The sequence below is a fragment of the Frigoribacterium sp. Leaf186 genome (assembly GCF_001423905.1).
GTDB lineage: Bacteria > Actinomycetota > Actinomycetes > Actinomycetales > Microbacteriaceae > Frigoribacterium.
Genome location: NZ_LMPQ01000001.1, coordinates 925,340 through 942,531 on the forward strand (window position 1 = coordinate 925,340; position 17,192 = coordinate 942,531).

General features: G+C 71.8%; 15 protein-coding genes and 1 tRNA gene. 3 read left to right on the forward strand and 13 right to left on the reverse strand.

The window, feature by feature from the left end:
- Window positions 1–4 precede the first annotated feature (4 nt).
- The 11 genes from ASG05_RS04225 to ASG05_RS04270 all read right to left on the reverse strand — a co-directional run bounded on the left by ASG05_RS04225 (window position 5) and on the right by ASG05_RS04270 (window position 10,510).
- Window positions 5–988 (reverse strand): Gfo/Idh/MocA family protein, encoded by a 984-nt coding sequence (locus ASG05_RS04225; protein WP_056257642.1) that lies wholly within the window; start codon window positions 986–988, stop codon window positions 5–7.
- A gap of 35 nt (window positions 989–1,023) precedes the next feature.
- The gene (locus tag ASG05_RS04230; RefSeq protein WP_157490045.1) at window positions 1,024–1,740 is read right to left on the reverse strand and encodes a hypothetical protein; all 717 of its coding nucleotides are present in this window, start codon (window positions 1,738–1,740) and stop codon (window positions 1,024–1,026) included.
- Window positions 1,741–1,958: 218 nt separating this feature from the next.
- Window positions 1,959–2,034: transfer RNA gene (locus ASG05_RS04235), tRNA-Thr, on the reverse strand.
- Between the two features lie 57 nt (window positions 2,035–2,091).
- Window positions 2,092–2,754, reverse strand: coding sequence for a TetR/AcrR family transcriptional regulator (locus tag ASG05_RS04240; RefSeq protein ID WP_157490046.1), 663 nt, complete (start codon window positions 2,752–2,754; stop codon window positions 2,092–2,094).
- 157 nt (window positions 2,755–2,911) lie between these two features.
- Window positions 2,912–4,060 carry a DNA polymerase III subunit delta' gene (locus ASG05_RS04245; RefSeq protein WP_056257654.1) on the reverse strand — a complete coding sequence of 383 codons (1,149 nt, stop codon included), beginning with the start codon at window positions 4,058–4,060 and terminating at the stop codon, window positions 2,912–2,914.
- Window positions 4,061–4,100: 40 nt separating this feature from the next.
- Window positions 4,101–7,052 (reverse strand): type I DNA topoisomerase, encoded by a 2,952-nt coding sequence (topA, locus tag ASG05_RS04250; protein WP_056257657.1) that lies wholly within the window; start codon window positions 7,050–7,052, stop codon window positions 4,101–4,103.
- A 159-nt stretch (window positions 7,053–7,211) separates the two neighbouring features.
- Window positions 7,212–7,592, reverse strand: coding sequence for an Rv3654c family TadE-like protein (locus ASG05_RS04255; RefSeq protein ID WP_157490047.1), 381 nt, complete (start codon window positions 7,590–7,592; stop codon window positions 7,212–7,214).
- Window positions 7,589–7,966 carry a TadE family type IV pilus minor pilin gene (locus tag ASG05_RS04260; RefSeq protein ID WP_056257661.1) on the reverse strand — a complete coding sequence of 126 codons (378 nt, stop codon included), beginning with the start codon at window positions 7,964–7,966 and terminating at the stop codon, window positions 7,589–7,591. The genes ASG05_RS04255 and ASG05_RS04260 overlap by 4 nt, the downstream gene beginning before the upstream one ends.
- Before the next feature lie 7 nt (window positions 7,967–7,973).
- Complete coding sequence (locus ASG05_RS15715; protein WP_082486341.1) at window positions 7,974–8,231, reverse strand: DUF4244 domain-containing protein; 258 nt, start codon at window positions 8,229–8,231, stop codon at window positions 7,974–7,976.
- A gap of 103 nt (window positions 8,232–8,334) precedes the next feature.
- Window positions 8,335–9,423, reverse strand: coding sequence for a type II secretion system F family protein (locus tag ASG05_RS04265; protein WP_082486452.1), 1,089 nt, complete (start codon window positions 9,421–9,423; stop codon window positions 8,335–8,337).
- Complete coding sequence (locus ASG05_RS04270) at window positions 9,416–10,510, reverse strand: TadA family conjugal transfer-associated ATPase (protein ID WP_082486343.1); 1,095 nt, start codon at window positions 10,508–10,510, stop codon at window positions 9,416–9,418. Before ASG05_RS04270 ends, ASG05_RS04265 begins: the two co-directional genes overlap by 8 nt.
- Before the next feature lie 369 nt (window positions 10,511–10,879).
- Here ASG05_RS04270 and acs point away from each other — a divergent pair, with 369 nt between their 5' ends.
- The gene (gene acs / locus ASG05_RS04275) at window positions 10,880–12,832 is read left to right on the forward strand and encodes an acetate--CoA ligase (protein ID WP_056257666.1); all 1,953 of its coding nucleotides are present in this window, start codon (window positions 10,880–10,882) and stop codon (window positions 12,830–12,832) included.
- A gap of 84 nt (window positions 12,833–12,916) precedes the next feature.
- Here acs and ASG05_RS04280 read toward each other — a convergent pair whose 3' ends face one another.
- Both ASG05_RS04280 and ASG05_RS16675 read right to left on the reverse strand, forming a co-directional pair.
- A complete protein-coding gene (locus tag ASG05_RS04280; RefSeq protein ID WP_056257671.1) occupies window positions 12,917–13,387 on the reverse strand; it encodes a RidA family protein in 471 nt (156 codons plus the stop codon).
- Window positions 13,387–13,545 (reverse strand): hypothetical protein, encoded by a 159-nt coding sequence (locus ASG05_RS16675; RefSeq protein ID WP_167599048.1) that lies wholly within the window; start codon window positions 13,543–13,545, stop codon window positions 13,387–13,389. The genes ASG05_RS04280 and ASG05_RS16675 overlap by 1 nt, the downstream gene beginning before the upstream one ends.
- Window positions 13,546–13,595: 50 nt before the next feature.
- Between ASG05_RS16675 and ASG05_RS04285 the strand changes: the two genes are divergently transcribed.
- Both ASG05_RS04285 and ASG05_RS04290 read left to right on the forward strand, forming a co-directional pair.
- Window positions 13,596–16,154, forward strand: a complete 2,559-nt coding sequence (locus tag ASG05_RS04285) for a transglycosylase domain-containing protein (protein WP_056257674.1) — start codon at window positions 13,596–13,598, stop codon at window positions 16,152–16,154.
- Window positions 16,151–17,119: a metallophosphoesterase gene (locus tag ASG05_RS04290; RefSeq protein ID WP_056257676.1), complete on the forward strand. Its 969-nt coding sequence runs from the start codon at window positions 16,151–16,153 to the stop codon at window positions 17,117–17,119. The genes ASG05_RS04285 and ASG05_RS04290 overlap by 4 nt, the downstream gene beginning before the upstream one ends.
- The last annotated feature ends 73 nt before the right edge of the window (window positions 17,120–17,192 follow it).

Below are 17,192 nucleotides of genomic sequence, written 5' to 3' on the forward strand. Positions count from 1 at the left end.
GACGTCACCTCTCGGACGGGTACCGGACGCCGATCTGCCGCCGCACCTCGTCCATGGTTCGCATCACCTCGACGCCGTCCGCCGCGGTCAACAGGGGGCTCTCGCGTTCGCCCGCCGCGACCACCCGCTCGAGCTCGAGCGCCTGGTGCTGCATGCCGCGGAGGCCGCCCTCGTCGGCGTCGTAGCGTTCGACGACGGCGTCGTCGGAGTCGCGCACGGTGAAGCCGCCGGGTGCGTAGAACGTGTCGTCGACGTCGATGCGCCCCTGGGTGCCGAGGAGCGACGCGCTGTTGCGGCCGGACGCGTCGAGGGCGGCGTAGAGCTGCGACGTCGCGCCGGACGCGTGGCCGAGCTGGATGCCGACGCGGGCGTCGACGCCTTGGTCGCTGAGGGTCGCCGTGGCCGTGACGCTCTCGGGCGCCCCCAGGAGGTCGTGGGCGAACGACACGGGGTAGACCCCCAGGTCGAGCAGGGCGCCGCCGCCGAGGGCCGGGTCGTTGAGGCGGTGCCGGGGGTCGGTGGGCAGCGACTGGACGTGCACCGCGGTCAGGAGGCGCACCTCGCCGATGACGCCGGAGCGCACCACCGCGCGCAGTCGCGCACTCTGCGGCGTGTAGCGCGTCCACATGGCCTCGAGCACGACGACGCCGGCCCGACGAGCCGCCGAGTAGACGGCCTCGGCCTCGGCCGCGTTCACCGTGAAGGCCTTCTCGACGAGGACGTGCTTGCCCGCGGCGATCGCGAGCAGGGCGTTCTCGGCGTGGAACGGGTGCGGCGTCGCCACGTAGACCACGTCGACCTCGGGGTCGGCGACGAGGTCGTCGTAGCTGCCGTGGGCACCGGGCACCCCGGCACGGTCGGCGAACTCGCGTGCCTTGGCGAGGTCGCGCGACCCGACGGCCGAGACGGTCAACCCCGCGCCCTGCAGGTCGGAGGTGAAGGTCGAGGCGATGCCGCCGGCGCCGAGGATTCCCCATCGAAGTGTCATGCGGACTGTCTACCAGCCACCGCCGACGACACCGGTCAGCAGGCGTACCAGCGACTGGCCGACCGGACGAAGTCCGGGCTGTCGCCCGGCGCTCCCCCGTGCACGGACGCGAAACCGAGGCAGGCGTGCGCGAGGTCGCCACGGAAGTCCGGTCGGTAGACGGCGTCACGGTGCGGGCCCGAGGCCCACCACTTCTCCGCGGCGACGGCTCCGGTCGTGCCGGTCCCCCCCGCGAGGTTGCCGTCGCAGCCCACGGGGGGTTCGCCGTCGCTGCGGACGACCTCGCCCTTGTGCCCCCAGGCGCTCAGCGGGTCGGGGTTCGGGTCGCCGGCGATCCAGAGCAGGTACCGCTCGAGGCATGCGTCGTACCGCACGTTGCCGGCCGGCAGCAGCCCGAGGCAGCCCTGGCGACGCTGCTCCTGGTACGCCGCACGGAACGCGTCGAGATCGGCCGTCGTCGTGCCCGTCGCCCCGCTGGCGGCGTCGGTGGCACCCGTGGGCACGGCGATCGCGTCGGCCACGGGCTGCGAGGGCGAGGACGAGGAGGCGCCGGTGGCGTCGGCGACGCACGCCGCGCCTCCTGCGCCCTCGGCCTCGGCCTCGGGGTCGCCGGCTGCGGCGAGGACCGTCGCCCGCCCGTCGGCGACGCCCGCCGTGGCGAGGGCCGAGCTGTCACCACCCGCCCAGACGACGAGGAGCACGCCCGCGAGGACGGCGGCGAGCAGCGCGGTGCAGATCACTCGGAGGGGCATGCAGGCGCCTCCTTCCGTCGGTCACGGGCGTCGCTGTCCGACCGTATGGTGACGACAGGGGGCCGGCGAGCCGTTCGGGGTACAAAGGGGCGACGTGATCACCACTACTGGGGGCGGGAGGCCGTGCGGGGCCGACGCCGGGTCGCTCTCACGCGACCACCTGATTGCCGAGTGCAGGGACGGGAACAGCCCCGGGTCGAGGTGACCCGGGGCTGTGGTGGAGCCGCTTATCAGAATCGAACTGATGACCTTCTCATTACGAGTGAGACGCTCTACCGACTGAGCTAAAGCGGCGGGTCCGGCCTGAGCCGGCTGCCCGTGCCTCGCGGCACGATTAGACACTGTACAGGATCAGCGGACCTCACGCGTCACGAGGCGACCGAGCTCGTCGAAGCTGGCCTCCATGCGGGCACGGAGGCTGTAGCGCATGTCGCTGAGGTGGTCGACGTCGTCGTCGTCGATCCACTCGGCCCAGGCGTGGCGCAGGGTGGCGATGCTGACGAGCGACACGAGGTGCGCCCGACTGACCAGCGACGCGTCGACGGCATCGCTCGCGACACCCTCGTCGGCTGCCATGCGCTGGGCGACGACGGTGGTCAGGCGCTCCTCGAAGACGCGCGTCGAGGCGATGCGACGGGCCAGCAGGTCGGGGTGCGCGCGGAGCACGCGACGGCGCAGCACGACGAGCTCGCGGTCGACCGTCGCCGATTCGACCGAGGTCGTCAGCAGCTTGATCAGGCTCGCGAGGACGGGCTCGTCGCGCTCGGCCACGAAGCGCTCGAGGTCGCCACCGTCGGGCAAGGCGGGCGGGTCGCCGACGACGGCCTCTTCTTTGGACGTGAAGTAGTTGAAGAAGGTGCGCGGCGAGACGTCCGCCTGCCGGCTCACCATGTCGACGGTCACGGCGTCGAGGCCGTGCTCGACGATGAGGTCGAGGACGGCGACCTGGATCGCTCGACGGGTGGCCAGACGTTTGCGTTCGCGCAGACCGGGGGCGGCGTTCGGGTCGCTCATCGGGCCATCATCGCGCATGCGTCCGGGAATCCGGTGGACGGGCGCCGCCACCGCGGCCGTCACGCCCGGTCCGTCACGCCGCCGCGGCCACGACGCCGCCACCACGCCACCGACGGGCAGCGGGTCGTCGACGGGTGGCGGGCCGTCGCCGGGCAGGTCAGCGGGTGGCGTGCCGGCTGACAACGACGAGCATGGCCTCGAGCGCCATGGCCGGCGACACGTTGGCCTCGATGCGGCGACGAGCCACCGCGATCGCGTCCAGCACCGCGAGGGTCGCGGCCGGCGTCGACGCGGCCGCCGCCGAGTCGAGCTGGGCCCTGATGCTGTCGTTGATGGGCTGCTCGTCGACGCCGAGCTGCAACAGCAGGACGTCGCGGTACAGCGAGAGGAGGTCGACCATGATGCGGTCGATGCCGTCGCGCAGGCTGCGGGTCGCCCGACGCTTCTGGTCGTCCTCGAGTGCGCGCAACTGGCTGCGGAGGGCCGGGGGGACGGTGCCGCCCGGCTCGACGCCCAACGAGCGCAGCGCACTCGCACGCTCTTCGGCGTCGCGTTCTTCGGTGATCGCCTTGGCGTCGTCGCCGGCGACGGCGAGCAGGGTGGCCGCGGCGATCACGGCGTCCGAGACGCTGCGGATGCCCAGGGCTGCCTCGAGCGTCTGCCGGCGCCGTGACCTGGCCGAGGTGTCGAGCGCGAGGCGGCGCGCCATGCCGATGTGGCTCTGGGCCTCGCGGGCCGCCACGAGGGCGATGTCGGGATCGACGCCGTCGCGGTGCTCGAGCAGCGCGGCCACGTCGGCCACGGCGGGCATCCGGAGGCGCACGCTGCGGACCCGGGAGCGGATCGTCGGGATGAGGTCGGCCTCGCTCGGGGCGCAGAGCAACCAGACGGTGCGCGGCGGCGGCTCTTCGAGGGCCTTCAGCAACAGGTTCGAGGTGCGCTCGGTCATGCGGTCGGCGTCCTCGATCACGACGACCCGGTAGCGACCGACCGACGGCGAGAACTGGCTGGCCGCGACGAGTGACCGGACCTCGTCGATGGTGATGATGATGCGCTCGGTGCTGAGGACGGCGAGGTCGGGGTGCGACCGCGCGGCGACCTGACGCAACGTGGCCTCCTCGTCGGCGGGGCTCCGCGAGAGCAGGGCGGCCGCGAAGGCGTACGCCAGGTTCGACCGACCGGAGCCGGGCGGACCGGTGATCAGCCACGAGTGGGTCATCGAGGCGTTGCCGGGCTGTGTCGACGCCGCCGCGGTCAACGCCTCGATGGCGTCGGGCTGACCCGTGAGGTGTTCCCAGAGGGGCATGGTCAGCGTGCGCCCTCGGCTCGCGCCCCGACCGCGCCGATCACTCGGCCGTGGCCTCGGACGTCGCGGCCTTCGCCGTCGTCGCCTTCTTCACGGGAGCCTTCTTCGCGGGGGCCTTGGCTGCGGTCGCCTTCGCTGCGGTCGTCTTCGCCGCGCCGGTCTTTGCGGCCGGCGCCTTCTTGGCCGGTGCCTTCTTGACCGGCGCCTTCTTGGCGGGCGCCTTCTTGGCGGCGGTCTTGGGCTTGGCCGGCCCCTTGGCCCGCTTGTCGGCGAGCAGTTGGACGGCCCGGTCGAAGTCGACCTCTTCGACCGTCTCGCCGCGCGGGATGGTCGCGTTGGTCTCGCCGTCGGTGACGTACGGGCCGAACCGGCCGTCCTTCACCTTGATCGGCTTGCCGCTGACCGGATCGGCCTCGAACTCCTTCAGGGCGCTGCTGGCCTTGCGGGCGCCGTACTTCGGCTGGGCGTAGAGCTCGAGCGCACCGGGCAGGTCGATCTCGAAGATCGCGTCCTCGCTCGTCAGCGACCGGGTGTCGGTCCCCTTCTTCAGGTAGGGACCGTAGCGCCCGTTCTGCGCCTGGATCTCGTCGCCGCTCTCGGGGTCGGTGCCGACGGTGCGAGGGAGGTCGAGCAGCCGCAGGGCCGTCGCGAGGTCGACCGTGTCGACGCTCATGCTCTTGAAGAGGGAGGCCGTGCGCTCTTTCGGGGCGGCGGCCTTCTTCGCGGGAGCCTTCTTGGCCGGGGCCTTCTTCGCGGCGGTCGTCGTCGCGGCGGCCGCGGGTTCGTTCACCTCGCCGGTCACGGGGTCCGCCGCGATCTCGCCGGCCGCCTCGTCGGACGCCGTCTCGGGAGTCCGCTCGGTGACGTACGGGCCGAAGCGGCCGTCCTTCGCGACGACCTCCTTGCCGGAGTCGGGGTTCACGCCCAGCACCCGGTCGCCGACGACGGGGGCGTCGATCAGCTCGCGCGCCTTCTCGGCGGTCAGCTCGTCGGGAGCGAGGTCTTCGGGCACGTTCACCCGGCGGGGCGTCTCGGGGTCGTCGCCCGGCGCCTCGAGGTAGGGACCGTAGCGACCGATGCGCAGCGTGACGCCCTCGGAGAGGACGATGGAGTTGATGTCGCGGGCGTCGATCTCGCCCAGGTTGTCGATGACCTTGCGCAGGCCCCGGTGCGACTCGTTGCCGAAGTAGAAGCCGTTCAACCAGTCGACGCGGTCGGCGTCGCCGCCGGCGATGAGGTCGAGGTCGTCCTCCATGCTGGCCGTGAAGTCGTACTCGACCAGGTCGGCGAAGTAGTCCTCGAGCAGGCGGACGACCGAGAACGCGATCCAGTTCGGCACGAGGGCCGTGCCCCGCGGGGTCACGTAGCCGCGGTCGACGATGGTCGACATGATGGCGGCGTACGTCGAGGGGCGCCCGATGCCGAGCTCCTCGAGCGTCTTCACCAGGCTCGCCTCGGTGTACCGCGGCGGCGCGGACGTGTCGTGGCCCTTGGCCTCGACCTCGTCGAGGCCCAGGGCCTGGCCCTCGGTCAGCGGCGGCAGCTTGGACTCGGCGGGCTCGGCGGCACCGTGCCGGTCTTCGTCGCGCCCCTCTTCGTAGGCGTTGAGGAAGCCCCGGAAGGTGATGACGGTGCCGGACGCCGCGAACTCGGCGAGGGTGCCCGACGCGGTGCGGGCCGTGATGCCCTCGACCGCCGCGGGGGTGGTCGCCGACACGACGACCGAGGCCGTCGAACCCTTCGCGTCGGCCATCTGCGAGGCGACGGTGCGCTTCCAGATGAGGTCGTAGAGCTTCCAGTCGTTGCCGCGCAGGACGGCCTGCATCTCGGACGGCGTCTTGAAGGTGTCGCCCGAGGGGCGGATGGCCTCGTGGGCCTCTTGGGCGTTCTTGCTCTTGCCCGTGTACAGGCGCGGCTTGTCGGGGACCGTCTCGGCCCCGTAGAGCTTGGCCGCTTGGCTGCGCGCCGCACCGATCGCCTGCTGCGAGAGCGCCGGCGAGTCGGTCCGCATGTAGGTGATGTGCCCGTTCTCGTAGAGCGACTGGGCCACGCTCATCGTCTGCCGGGCGGAGAAGCGCAGCTTGCGCGCGGCCTCCTGCTGCAGGGTCGACGTCGTGAAGGGGGCCGCGGGGCGGCGGGTGTAGGGCTTCGAGTCGACCGAGCCGACCACGACGTCGACGTCGGGCGAACCCAGGGCCTCGGCGAGCGCTCGTGCGGACGACTCGTCGAGCGCCACGGCCTCACCCTTCAAGCGGCCTCGGTCGTCGAAGTCACGACCGGCGGCCACCCGGCCGCCGTTGACGCGGACGAGGCGTGACCCGAAGGCGACCTTCGCGTCGCCCTCGGCCGCGACGGGCTCGAAGGTGGCGGTGAGGTCCCAGTAGGACGCCGAGACGAAGGCCAGTCGTTCGCGCTCGCGATCGACGACGAGACGGGTCGCGGCGGACTGGACCCGGCCGGCCGACAGCCCGGGCCCGACCTTGCGCCACAGGACGGGCGAGACCTCGTAACCGTAGAGACGGTCGAGGATGCGTCGGGTCTCTTGGGCGTCGACCAGCGCGGTGTCGAGCTCGCGCGTGTTCTCTTGAGCCTTCTGGATGGCGTCCTTGGTGATCTCGTGGAACACCATGCGCTTCACGGGCACCTTGGGCTTCAGCTCTTGCAGGAGGTGCCACGCGATGGCCTCGCCCTCGCGGTCCTCATCTGTCGCGAGGTAGAGCTCGTCGGCGTTCTTGAGCGCGCGCTTGAGGTCGGAGACGGTCTTCTTCTTGGCGTCCGAGACGACGTAGTAGGGCTCGAAGCCGTTCTCGACGTCGACGGAGAACTTGCCCATCGACCCCTTCTTCAGCTCGGCCGGGAGGTTCTTCGGTTCGACGAGGTCGCGGATGTGACCGACGGAGGCCAGCACCTCGTAACCGTCGCCGAGGTACTGCCCGATCGTCTTGGCCTTGGCGGGCGACTCGACGATGACCAGTTTCTTCGTGCCTGGCACGGGACTCCTTGGGTGGTGGTGCGGCGACCCGGTCCGACGGACCGGGCGAGGGGCTGCAGGGCGAGGACGGGGTGCTCGATCGCTCCCACCGACCCCGAGGAACGTCGGGAGCCGTGCAGCCGACAGCCACACCATACACACCCGACGCCCGGGCCTCCTTCACGGGACACGGCCCCCGGGCGGGGCCGACGCGGGCGGCGGACCGGCCGTCGCACGGGCCCTGACGTCGAACGGCCCGAAGGCCGTCGCGACCTCGACCGTCACCTCTGCACCCGTCACGACGCACTCCGAGACCCCGACCCCGTTCGCCGCCGCCGTGACGGCCGCGCGGTCGCACGGTGTGCCCGCGACCAGGCCGGAGAGGGCGTCGGCCGCGGCGAGCGCCGAGGCGTCGGCCGCCCCGGCGGAGCGTGACCGGACGGCCAGCGCGGAGTGCGAGCCGACCAGCACGACGCCGAGGGCGGCGAGCGTCGCCAGGGCACCCGCGAGGACGGCGGTCGAAGTGCCGAGGTCGCACGCCAGCAGGCGGCGCATCGTCATCGCCCGTCCGTGGGGGCACAGCTGCGGGAGGTCAACGTGACCGGCCCGCCCACGGGACCGAGACGGACGTCTCGGCGGAGGTCGATGCAGACGAGGTCGGGGCCGTCGGACCGGACGATCCGGGCTCCGGGTGCGAGACGCTCGAGGGTGGCCCCCACCGAGCTGCCGTCGCCCCGGGCCGTCTGCCGGGCGACGACGGCCGCGGCGTCGGCGAGGCGGACCGACTGCGAGGTGACGGCGAGGCTCGTCACGACGAACGCGACGACCACGATCAGGGAAGGCATCACCATGGCGAACTCGACCGTCGCCGTCCCCCCGTCGTCGAGGAGCGGCCGGAGGAGGCGCCCGCGGCACCCACGGACCCGACCGGACACGGGGTGCTCAACCGACCGTCAGGGCCGAGCGGACCAGGTCGGACAGGACGCCCCGGACCTCGTCCGACCTCATGATCGTCACGAGCAGCCCCGCGAAGCCCACGGCGGCCATGATGACGATCGCGTACTCCGCCGTCGCGGCACCGTTGTCGGCCCGGGCGAGGCGCTGCGCGACGGTCACGAGACGAGGGGCTCGTGAGACGCCCGGGGTGGACGTCGGGCCCGCCGGGGGGACGACGGGCTGCGGATCGGTGGTGAGTGTCATGGTGTTCCTCTCTCTAGGGGTGCGGCACCGCTGCGGTGCCGGTTCGAGCCTGTCGGGGTCACGGCGGCCGAGTCGTGACGCGGGCTCCTGCTGGGGACGACGGTCACCACGAGCCGGCTGTGGACGACACGAGCGAGACGACCAGCGGGACGACCCCGATCACGAGGAAGGCCGGCAGGATGCACACGCCGAGCGGCAGCATGAGGGTGACCCCGAGCCGGCTCGCCGCGGTCTGGGCGGCGGAGCGGGCCTCCGACCGCAGTTCACGGGCCTCGGAGCGCAGGAGCACCCCCGCCGGGGCACCCGCGCGACGGGACAGGTCGAGCACGAGCTCGCAGCGCCGCCGCTCGGCGAGGTCGGCGGCCTCGTCGACCGCACCCGCGCCTCCTCGGGGGTCGGGGGCCACCCCGCCGACGCCGCACGAGGCGACGGCCTCGTCGACGGCGGTGAGGCCGGACGACCACGCTGCTCCCCCGGACAACGCCACCGCCAGCAGTTCGGGCCGCAGGCCCGGCACCCTCGGGGACGGGCGTGCGCGCCGGACGAGGTGCGCGTTCCACCGTCGTGCCAGCGTGACGAGACCCGCCGCGACGACGAGACAGGCCCAGCCGATCGGGGTGCCCACGAGGACGGCACCGGTGTCGAACCCCAACCCCAGGGAGAAGAGCAGACCCACGACCGGGAGCGCGAGCACCACCTGGGACGTCGCGCGGGGGCCGCTCAGCGCAACCCGGACGTCTCGTCGGGCCTCGTCGGCGGCACGCAGAGCCCTGACCACGGAGTGGAGGCAGTCGGCCATCGGAGCCCCGCTCGTCTCGGCGACGCGCCACGCACACGCCACCTGCCGCCACGTGCGCTCGAGCTCGAGGGCGTCCGGGACGCCGACGAAGCGGTCCTCGTCGAGCCACGAGACGAGACCGGCCGACACCGGGACGCCGTCGGCCCCACCGGAGGCCACGGCCTCGGCCAGCCGTCGTATCGGGCCGTCCGGCTCGACGGACGCGACGTGGCCCCAGGCTCGCGTCGGCGCGACCCCGGCCTCGACGAGGACCGCGAGGCGTTCGACGACGACGGCGGCCGGGGTCGGCGTCGTCCTGGTCCGCCTCGCCGTGTGGTGGCTCCGGGGACGGTGACTCGGGCGACGGAGGCCCGGGCCGTCCCGCCGGGTCGGGGCACCCGGCCGGTCAGTCACGCAGCCCCGTCCGGGCGCACAGTCGCCCGTCGGGGCCGACGGCCAGGTGCCCGATGTCGGCGAGCCTCCGGTGACCACCGCGACGCTCGAGGTGGAAGACGGCGTCGATCGCGCTGACGGCTTGGCGGGCCAGGGCGTCGACCGACAACCCGGCGAGTGCCCCCAGCGCCTCGAGACGCGCGGGCACGTCGTCCAGCCCGTTGGCGTGCACGGTGCCCGCCCCTCCGTCGTGACCCGTGTTCAGGGCCGCGAGCAGGTCACGGATCTCGCGCCCTCTCACCTCGCCCACCACGAGTCGGTCGGGTCGCATGCGCAGCGCCTCGCGGACGAGGCGGGACAGGTCGACTCCCCCGGCACCCTCGAGGTTCGGCTGGCGCGTTTCGAGCGCCACGACGTGGGGGTGACGCGGTCGCAGTTCGGCGACGTCCTCGATCGTCACGATGCGGTCCGAGGCGGGCGCCTCGGACAGGAGTGCCGCGAGGAAGGTCGTCTTGCCCGCCCCGCCCGACCCGCTGACGAGCACGTTGGCCCGTCGGGTCACGCAACGCGTCACCGAGTCGAGGTCGCCCCCGTCGAAGAACCCCCGCCGCTCGAGATCGAGCAACGACGGCGACTCGGCACGGGGCACGCGGATGGACAGGGCGGTGCCCGCGACCGCGAGCGGCGGGAGGACCACGTGCACGCGGACGCCGTCGCCGAGGCGGACGTCCACGCACGGACTCGTCTCGTCGACGTGGCGTCCCCCGAGCGACACCAGACGCACGGCCACCTGCCGTGCCGAGGCCTCTGACAGGTGGACCGCCGTCTCGGCTTCGGCCCCGCCACCTCGATCGACCCAGACCCCGACCCCGCCGGTCACGAAGACGTCCGTGACGTCGGGTTCGTCGAGGAAGCGTGCGAGCGGACCGAAGGCGGACCGCTGCTGCCTGGTGAACCTGGCGTGTACCCCGATCTGCGAACCTGTACCCCGTTCTGGAACCGTCGTGGACGACGGCCGGAGGACGAAGCGGGCAGGCGGGTGGTCGAGGGTGAGCGACGGGTGACGGTCGGGCTCAGCGGGCCGGGACGGACGGGGTGGAGAGGACATGCCCCGACGGTAGGCACGCGACCGCCAGTACAGACAGATCGGTGGGCATCGGTGGGGATGCTTCGCCCGCACCAGGACGTGGGGAGGAGGCGACGCCCCACCCGGGCGAGGGCCGGGTGAAAAGAGAGGGGCGGCACCGGTTGGGGGGAACCGGTGCCGCCACGTGCGTCGGGCGATTGGGGGGAATCAGCGCGACGCACGTCGGAATCTAATCCGACTCGCCCACTGTACCCCAGATTGCCCCTCGCGCACCACGACGGCGTCACGGTCGCGGGCGTGTCGCAGGCGTCGGTCCGCCGTGACCTCCGGAGTAAGGTCGTCGGCGCGGCTCCGTGCCGCGGTTCACGCAACGACGCGAGAGGACTTCCGATGCTCGACGGCACCGACGACCACACCCCCGACGGGCGCACCTTCGCCCCGCCCGCCGACTTCGCCAGGACGGCCGTGGCCGGGCCCGACCTGGCCGAGCGGGCCGCCGCCGACCGCCTCGCCTTCTGGGCCGACCAGGCCCGCGAGCGGCTCTCGTGGGCCGTGACGCCGACCGAGACCCTCGACTGGTCGGACGCGCCCTTCGCCCGCTGGTTCGCCGACGGCATGCTCAACGTCGCCTACAACTGCCTCGACCGCCACGTCGAGGCCGGTCTCGGCGACCGCGTCGCACTCCACTGGGAGGGCGAGCCCGGCGACGCACGCTCCCTCACGTACGCCGAGCTGACGCGCGAGGTGAAGCGCGCCGCGAACCTCCTGCTGTCGTTGGGCGTCCGGTCCGGTGACCGCGTCGTCGTCTACCTCCCCCAGATCCCCGAGGCGGTCGTCACCATGCTGGCCGTGGCACGGATCGGGGCCGTGCACTCGGTCGTCTTCGGTGGCTTCAGCGCCGAGAGCCTGCGGGCGCGCATCGACGACGCCGGCGCCCGCCTGGTCGTGACGGCGGACGGCGGCTGGCGCAAGGGAGCCGTCTCGCCCCTCAAGGCGGCCGTGGACGAAGCCCTGGCGGTGGACGGCGAGTCGTCGGTCGAACACGTCCTCGTGGTCCGTCGGGGCGGCAACGACGTCGACTGGACCGACGGCCGCGACGTCTGGTGGCACGACGCGATCGAGACCGTCGACGACGAGCACGTCGCCGAGGCGTTCGAAGCCGAGCACCCGCTGTTCATCCTGTACACGAGCGGCACGACCGGCAAGCCCAAGGGCATCCTCCACACCTCGGGCGGCTACCTGACCCAGGTCGCCTACACGCACTCCGTCGTCTTCGACCTGCACCCCGAGACCGACGTCTACTGGTGCACCGCCGACGTCGGCTGGATCACCGGCCACAGCTACGTCGTCTACGGCCCCCTGGCCAACGGCGCCACCCAGGTGCTCTACGAGGGGACGCCGGACTTCCCCGCTCCCGGCCGGTGGTGGGACCTCGTCGAGAAGTACGGCGTCACGATCTTCTACACCGCGCCGACGGCCATCCGGGGCTTCATGAAGTCCGGGAGGGAGATCCCCGGCGCCCGCGACCTGACGTCGTTGCGCCTCCTCGGCTCGGTCGGCGAGCCGATCAACCCGGAGGCCTGGCTGTGGTTCCGCGAGGTGATCGGCGCGGGCCGCACGCCGATCGTCGACACGTGGTGGCAGACCGAGACGGGCGCGCAGATGATCTCGCCCCTGCCCGGGGTGACGACCACCAAGCCCGGGTCGGCCCAGACCCCGCTGCCGGGCGTCGTGGTGGACGTGGTCGACGACCACGGCGTGCCGGTGGCGAACGGCGAGAGCGGCCTGCTCGTCGTGTCGGAGCCCTGGCCGTCGATGCTGCGGGGCATCTGGGGCGACCCCGACCGCTACGTCGAGACGTACTGGAGCCGCTTCGGCGACCGCTACTTCGCCGGGGACGGCGCCCGCCGCGACGCGGACGGCGACATCTGGCTGCTCGGCCGCGTCGACGACGTCATGAACGTCTCGGGCCACCGGCTGTCGACGGCCGAGATCGAGTCGGCTCTCGTGTCGCACCCCATCGTGGCCGAGTCCGCGGTCGTCGGCGCCGCCGACGAGACGACCGGTCAGGCGGTGGTCGCCTTCGTCATCCTGCGCAACAAGGCCAAGACCACCCAGACCCCCGAGGAGGCGGTGGCCGCCCTGCGCGCGCACGTCGCCCACCAGATCGGCGCGATCGCCCGGCCGCGCACCGTCGTCCTCGTCGACGAGCTGCCGAAGACGCGCTCGGGCAAGATCATGCGGCGCCTGCTGCGGGACGTCGCGGAGGGCCGCGAGGTCGGCGACACGACCACGCTGGCCGACACCTCGGTCATGTCGGTCATCACGGCCGAGATGCGCTGACGCGGCTCGGACACGGCCCGTGACGACGACGGCCCCTCCTCTGGTCGAGGAGGGGCCGTCGGTGCGTCAGGACGAGGAGGCGCGTCAGCGGACCTCGAGGACGAGCTCGACCTCGACGGGCGAGTCGAGCGGCAGCACCGCCACCCCGACCGCGCTGCGGGCGTGACGACCGGCCTCGCCGAAGATCTGGCCGAGCAGGTCGGAGGCCCCGTTGATCACGCCGGGCTGACCCGAGAAGTCGGGGTCTGACGCGACGAAGCCGGTCAGCTTCACCACGCGCACGACGTCGTCGAGCGAGTCGAGCACCGTCGCCGCCGCCGCGAGGCCGTTCAGGACGCAGGTCGCCGCGAGCGCCTGGGCGTCGGCCGGTTCGACCAGGCCGTGGCCCTCGCCCACCTTGCCGGTCGACGGCAACTGGCCGTCGACGAAGGGAAGCTGCCCCGCCGTGAAGACGAGCGACCCGCTGCGGAGGGCGGGCAGGTACGAGCCCGCGGGCGCCGCGACCGGCGGGAGGACGAGACCCAGCTCGGCCAGGCGGTCGTCGACCGTACCCATCAGGCGTCCTGGCGGGGGCGCTTGAGCCACGCGACGGGACCGCCCTCGGGGCCCTGGGTCACCTGGACGAGCTCCCACCCGTCGGAGCCCCAGTTGTTGAGGATCGCCGTGCTGTTGTGCACCAGCAGGGGCGTCGTCGTGTACTCCCAAAGGACCATTTCGGCTTCCGTTCAGCTTGAAATTCGGCGATGTCGCTTACCCTGATCCTATGTCTGCCCAAAAATCGAAGCCCACGTCCGCCATCGGGGCACTCTTCGGATTCGTCGGCTTCAGCGTCCTGGCCGGCCTCCTGGTGACCATCGGCGTGACGCCGGCCATCGCGGTCGCCGGCATGACGGCCTCGAGTTCGATCGGCGTGTTCGAGTCGATCCCCGAGTACATCGAGATCGGCAAGCTGCAGCAGCGCAACACGCTGTACGCGAGCCAGGGCGGGCAGCAGGTCCCCTTCGCGACGCTCTACAGCGAGAACCGCGTCGAGCTCAAGTGGGACGAGGTGAGCGAGAACCTCAAGACGGCCGTCGTCGCCGGTGAGGACCGCCGCTTCTACGAGCACGGCGGCGTCGACGTCACCTCGCTGGTGCGTGCGGCCGTCGGATCGGCGGGTGCCGGCGAACTCGGTGCGAGCGGTGGTGGCTCGACGCTCACGATGCAGCTCGTGCGCAACATCCGCATCGCCCAGTCGCAGCAGCTGCCCACCGCCGAAGAGCGCGACGCCGCCTACAAGGAGGCGACGACCACGACCCTCGACCGCAAGCTCGAAGAGATGAAGTTCGCGATCGGGCTCGAGAAGAAGTACAGCAAGGACGACATCCTGCTGGCCTACCTCAACATCGCCTACTTCGGCGACCAGACCTACGGCGTGCAGGCCGCCGCTCAGCACTACTACAACAAGAGCGCCGCCGACCTGACGGTGCCCGAAGCCGCGAGCCTCATCGCGATCGTGCAGTACCCGGACTCGCGCAACATGTCGACGCCCGAGAAGTACCCGGCCAACAAGGCCCGACGCGACGTCATCATCAAGTCCATGCTCGCCGAGAAGGACATCGACCAGGCGACGGCCGACGCCTCGCTGGCCACTCCCGTCGAGAGCTACGTCGTGCTGACCGCCCCCTCGCAGGGATGCGGTGCCGTGACCGTGCCCTCGGCCGCGTACTTCTGCGACTACGTGAAGAAGAGCATCAAGGACCTCGCAGTCCTCGGCTCCACGCCCGAAGAGCGTCAGGCGAACTGGAACACCGGCGGGTACAGCGTCTACACGACGCTGAACCTCGACCTCAACGAGAACGCGAAGGCCCAGATCGACACCTTCGCTCCGGCGTCGGAGAACCGTCTGAAGCTCGGCAGCGTCGTGGACTCCGTCGAGGCCGGCACCGGCCGCGTCATCGTCATGGCCCAGAACACGACCTTCTCCGAGGTCGTGAGCCCCGACCCGACGCTGACGTCGGTCAACTACAGCACGGACTACGACTACGGCGGATCGGGCGGCTTCCAGCCCGGTTCGACCTACAAGCCCTTCACCCTCATCGACTGGATCGAGCAGGGTCACGGCATCTACGAGTCGGTCAACGCCAAACCCCGCACGTTCAACATGACGATCGACGGGAGTCGCGGCAACAAGTACGCACCGAAGAACGACGCCGGCGAACAGCCCGGCCTGATGAGCGTGGCCGACGCCACGGCGAAGTCGATGAACACCGCGTACGCCGCGATGGCGGAGAAGCTCGACATCGCCGACATCCAGGACGTCGCCGAGAAGCTCGGGGTCCACCGCGCCGACGGCGGCCCGCTGCACGACTACGCCTCGGCCATCCTGGGCTCGGCGGACGAGATTGCCCCCCTGACGATGGCTGCCGCGTACGCCGGCATCGCATCCGGCGGCACGTACTGCACGCCGATCATCGTCGACAACATCAAGGACGCCGAGGGCGCCGACATCGGTGGCCAGGCCCAGAACTGCAACCAGGCGGTCGACCCCCAGGTCGCCGCTGCGGCGGCCGTGGCGATGCAGGGCCTGTGGCGGAACGGTACGGCCGTCGGTGGCCTCCCCGCCGACGGGTACCCCGAGATCGGCAAGACGGGCACCACCGACGCGAAGGACCAGATCTGGATCGCCGGCGCGACGACGAAGCTCGCCACCGTGGTGTGGCAGGGCAACGCCGACGGAGGCAAGAAGAGCCTGCGCACGGTGGCCTCACCCAACCAGAGCAGGTACGGCAGCTACGCGAACGCGCGGCCCCAGTTCTTCAAGGCCGTCCAGAGCGTCAACAACACCGTGTATCCCGGCACCGCGTTCGGTGAGGCGTCGCGGGCCGTGTTGCGCGGCTCGGGCGTCGCCGTTCCCGACATGTCCGGCATCACGCCGTCTGAAGCCCAGGCCCTGCTCCGGGGCGTGTCCCTGAGCTACTCCGACGGTGGCACCCAGGCCTCCGCGCTGCCTGCGGGCCAGGTCGTCGGTTCGGACCCCGCCGTCGGCACCGTCGTGTCGAAGGGCACGACCGTGAAGGTGTTCACCAGTGACGGCAGCGGCGCCACGACCGTGCCCGACGTCTCTCGCCAGAAGGTCGCCGACGCGGTCAAGTCGATCGGCGGGGCGGGCTTCGACACGTCGAAGGTCTCGATCGCCGGCTTCACGCAGGGCGACGGGAAGAACGCCTGCCAGGTCAGCGCGACGAACCCTGCCGCCGGGACGTCGGTGGCCAAGGACTCGGCCATCGGCCTGACCGTCTTCGGCGACAAGGACGGCAACGACCCGGGCAACTGCACGTGAGCCCTCGCACCACCTCCGGGCTCAGCCCCCTCGGGACGACGGCCGTGACCGCAGCAGCGGGCGCGGCCGTCGGCCTCGGGGCCCTCGCCTGGGGAGTCCTCGTCGAGCGCAACCGTTTCACCGTGCGACACGAGGTGCTGCCGATCCTCGAACCCGGCTCGCGCACCCTGACGATCCTGCACCTCTCCGACCTGCACCTCGCCCCGTGGCAGTCCGAGAAGCAGGAGTGGGTCCGCGGCCTCGCCGTGCTCGAACCCGACCTGATCGTCAACACGGGCGACAACATCGGCCACGCCGACGCCCACACCGCCCTCGAGTACACCCTCGAGCCCTTCCGCGGCGTCCCCGGCGTCTTCGTGAACGGCTCGAACGACTACTACGGCCCCTCCCCCAAGAACCCCTTCACCTACTTCGGCGGGCCCAGCAAGGCCCACCGCGCGCCGGTCGACCTCGACATCGACCGGATGCAGTCGTTCTTCACCGACCAGCTGGGGTGGCTCGACCTCGACAACACGGCACGGGCCCTCGAACTCCGCGGCTCGAGGCTGGAGCTCTTCGGCGTCAACGACGCCCACCGGGGCTGGGACCGGCTCGACCGCATCCCCGGAGCCCTCGACGACCTCCGTGAGAACGTCGGCTGGCAGGACGACCGCGGCGGGCCCGACCCGATCAGCATCGGCGTCACTCACGCCCCCTACCAGCGCGTGCTCAACTCGTTCGTCAACAACGGGGCCGACGTCATCTTCGGCGGCCACACGCATGGCGGACAGGTGCAGGTGCCCGGCTACGGGGCCCTCGTCACCAACTGCGACCTCCCGCGCAGCAAGGTCAGCGGTCTGACGACCTGGAGCCATGCGCGGAAGACCGCGCACCTCGAGATCTCGGCCGGACTCGGCACCTCGATCTACGCCCCCGTGCGGTTCTCGTGCCGCCCCGAAGCCGTGATCGTCACCCTCACGGCCTGACCTTCGGGACGGTGACACGAGGAGCCTCGAACATGGGCTATTCTTGTCAGGTTGCTTCACGTGAGAACGCGAA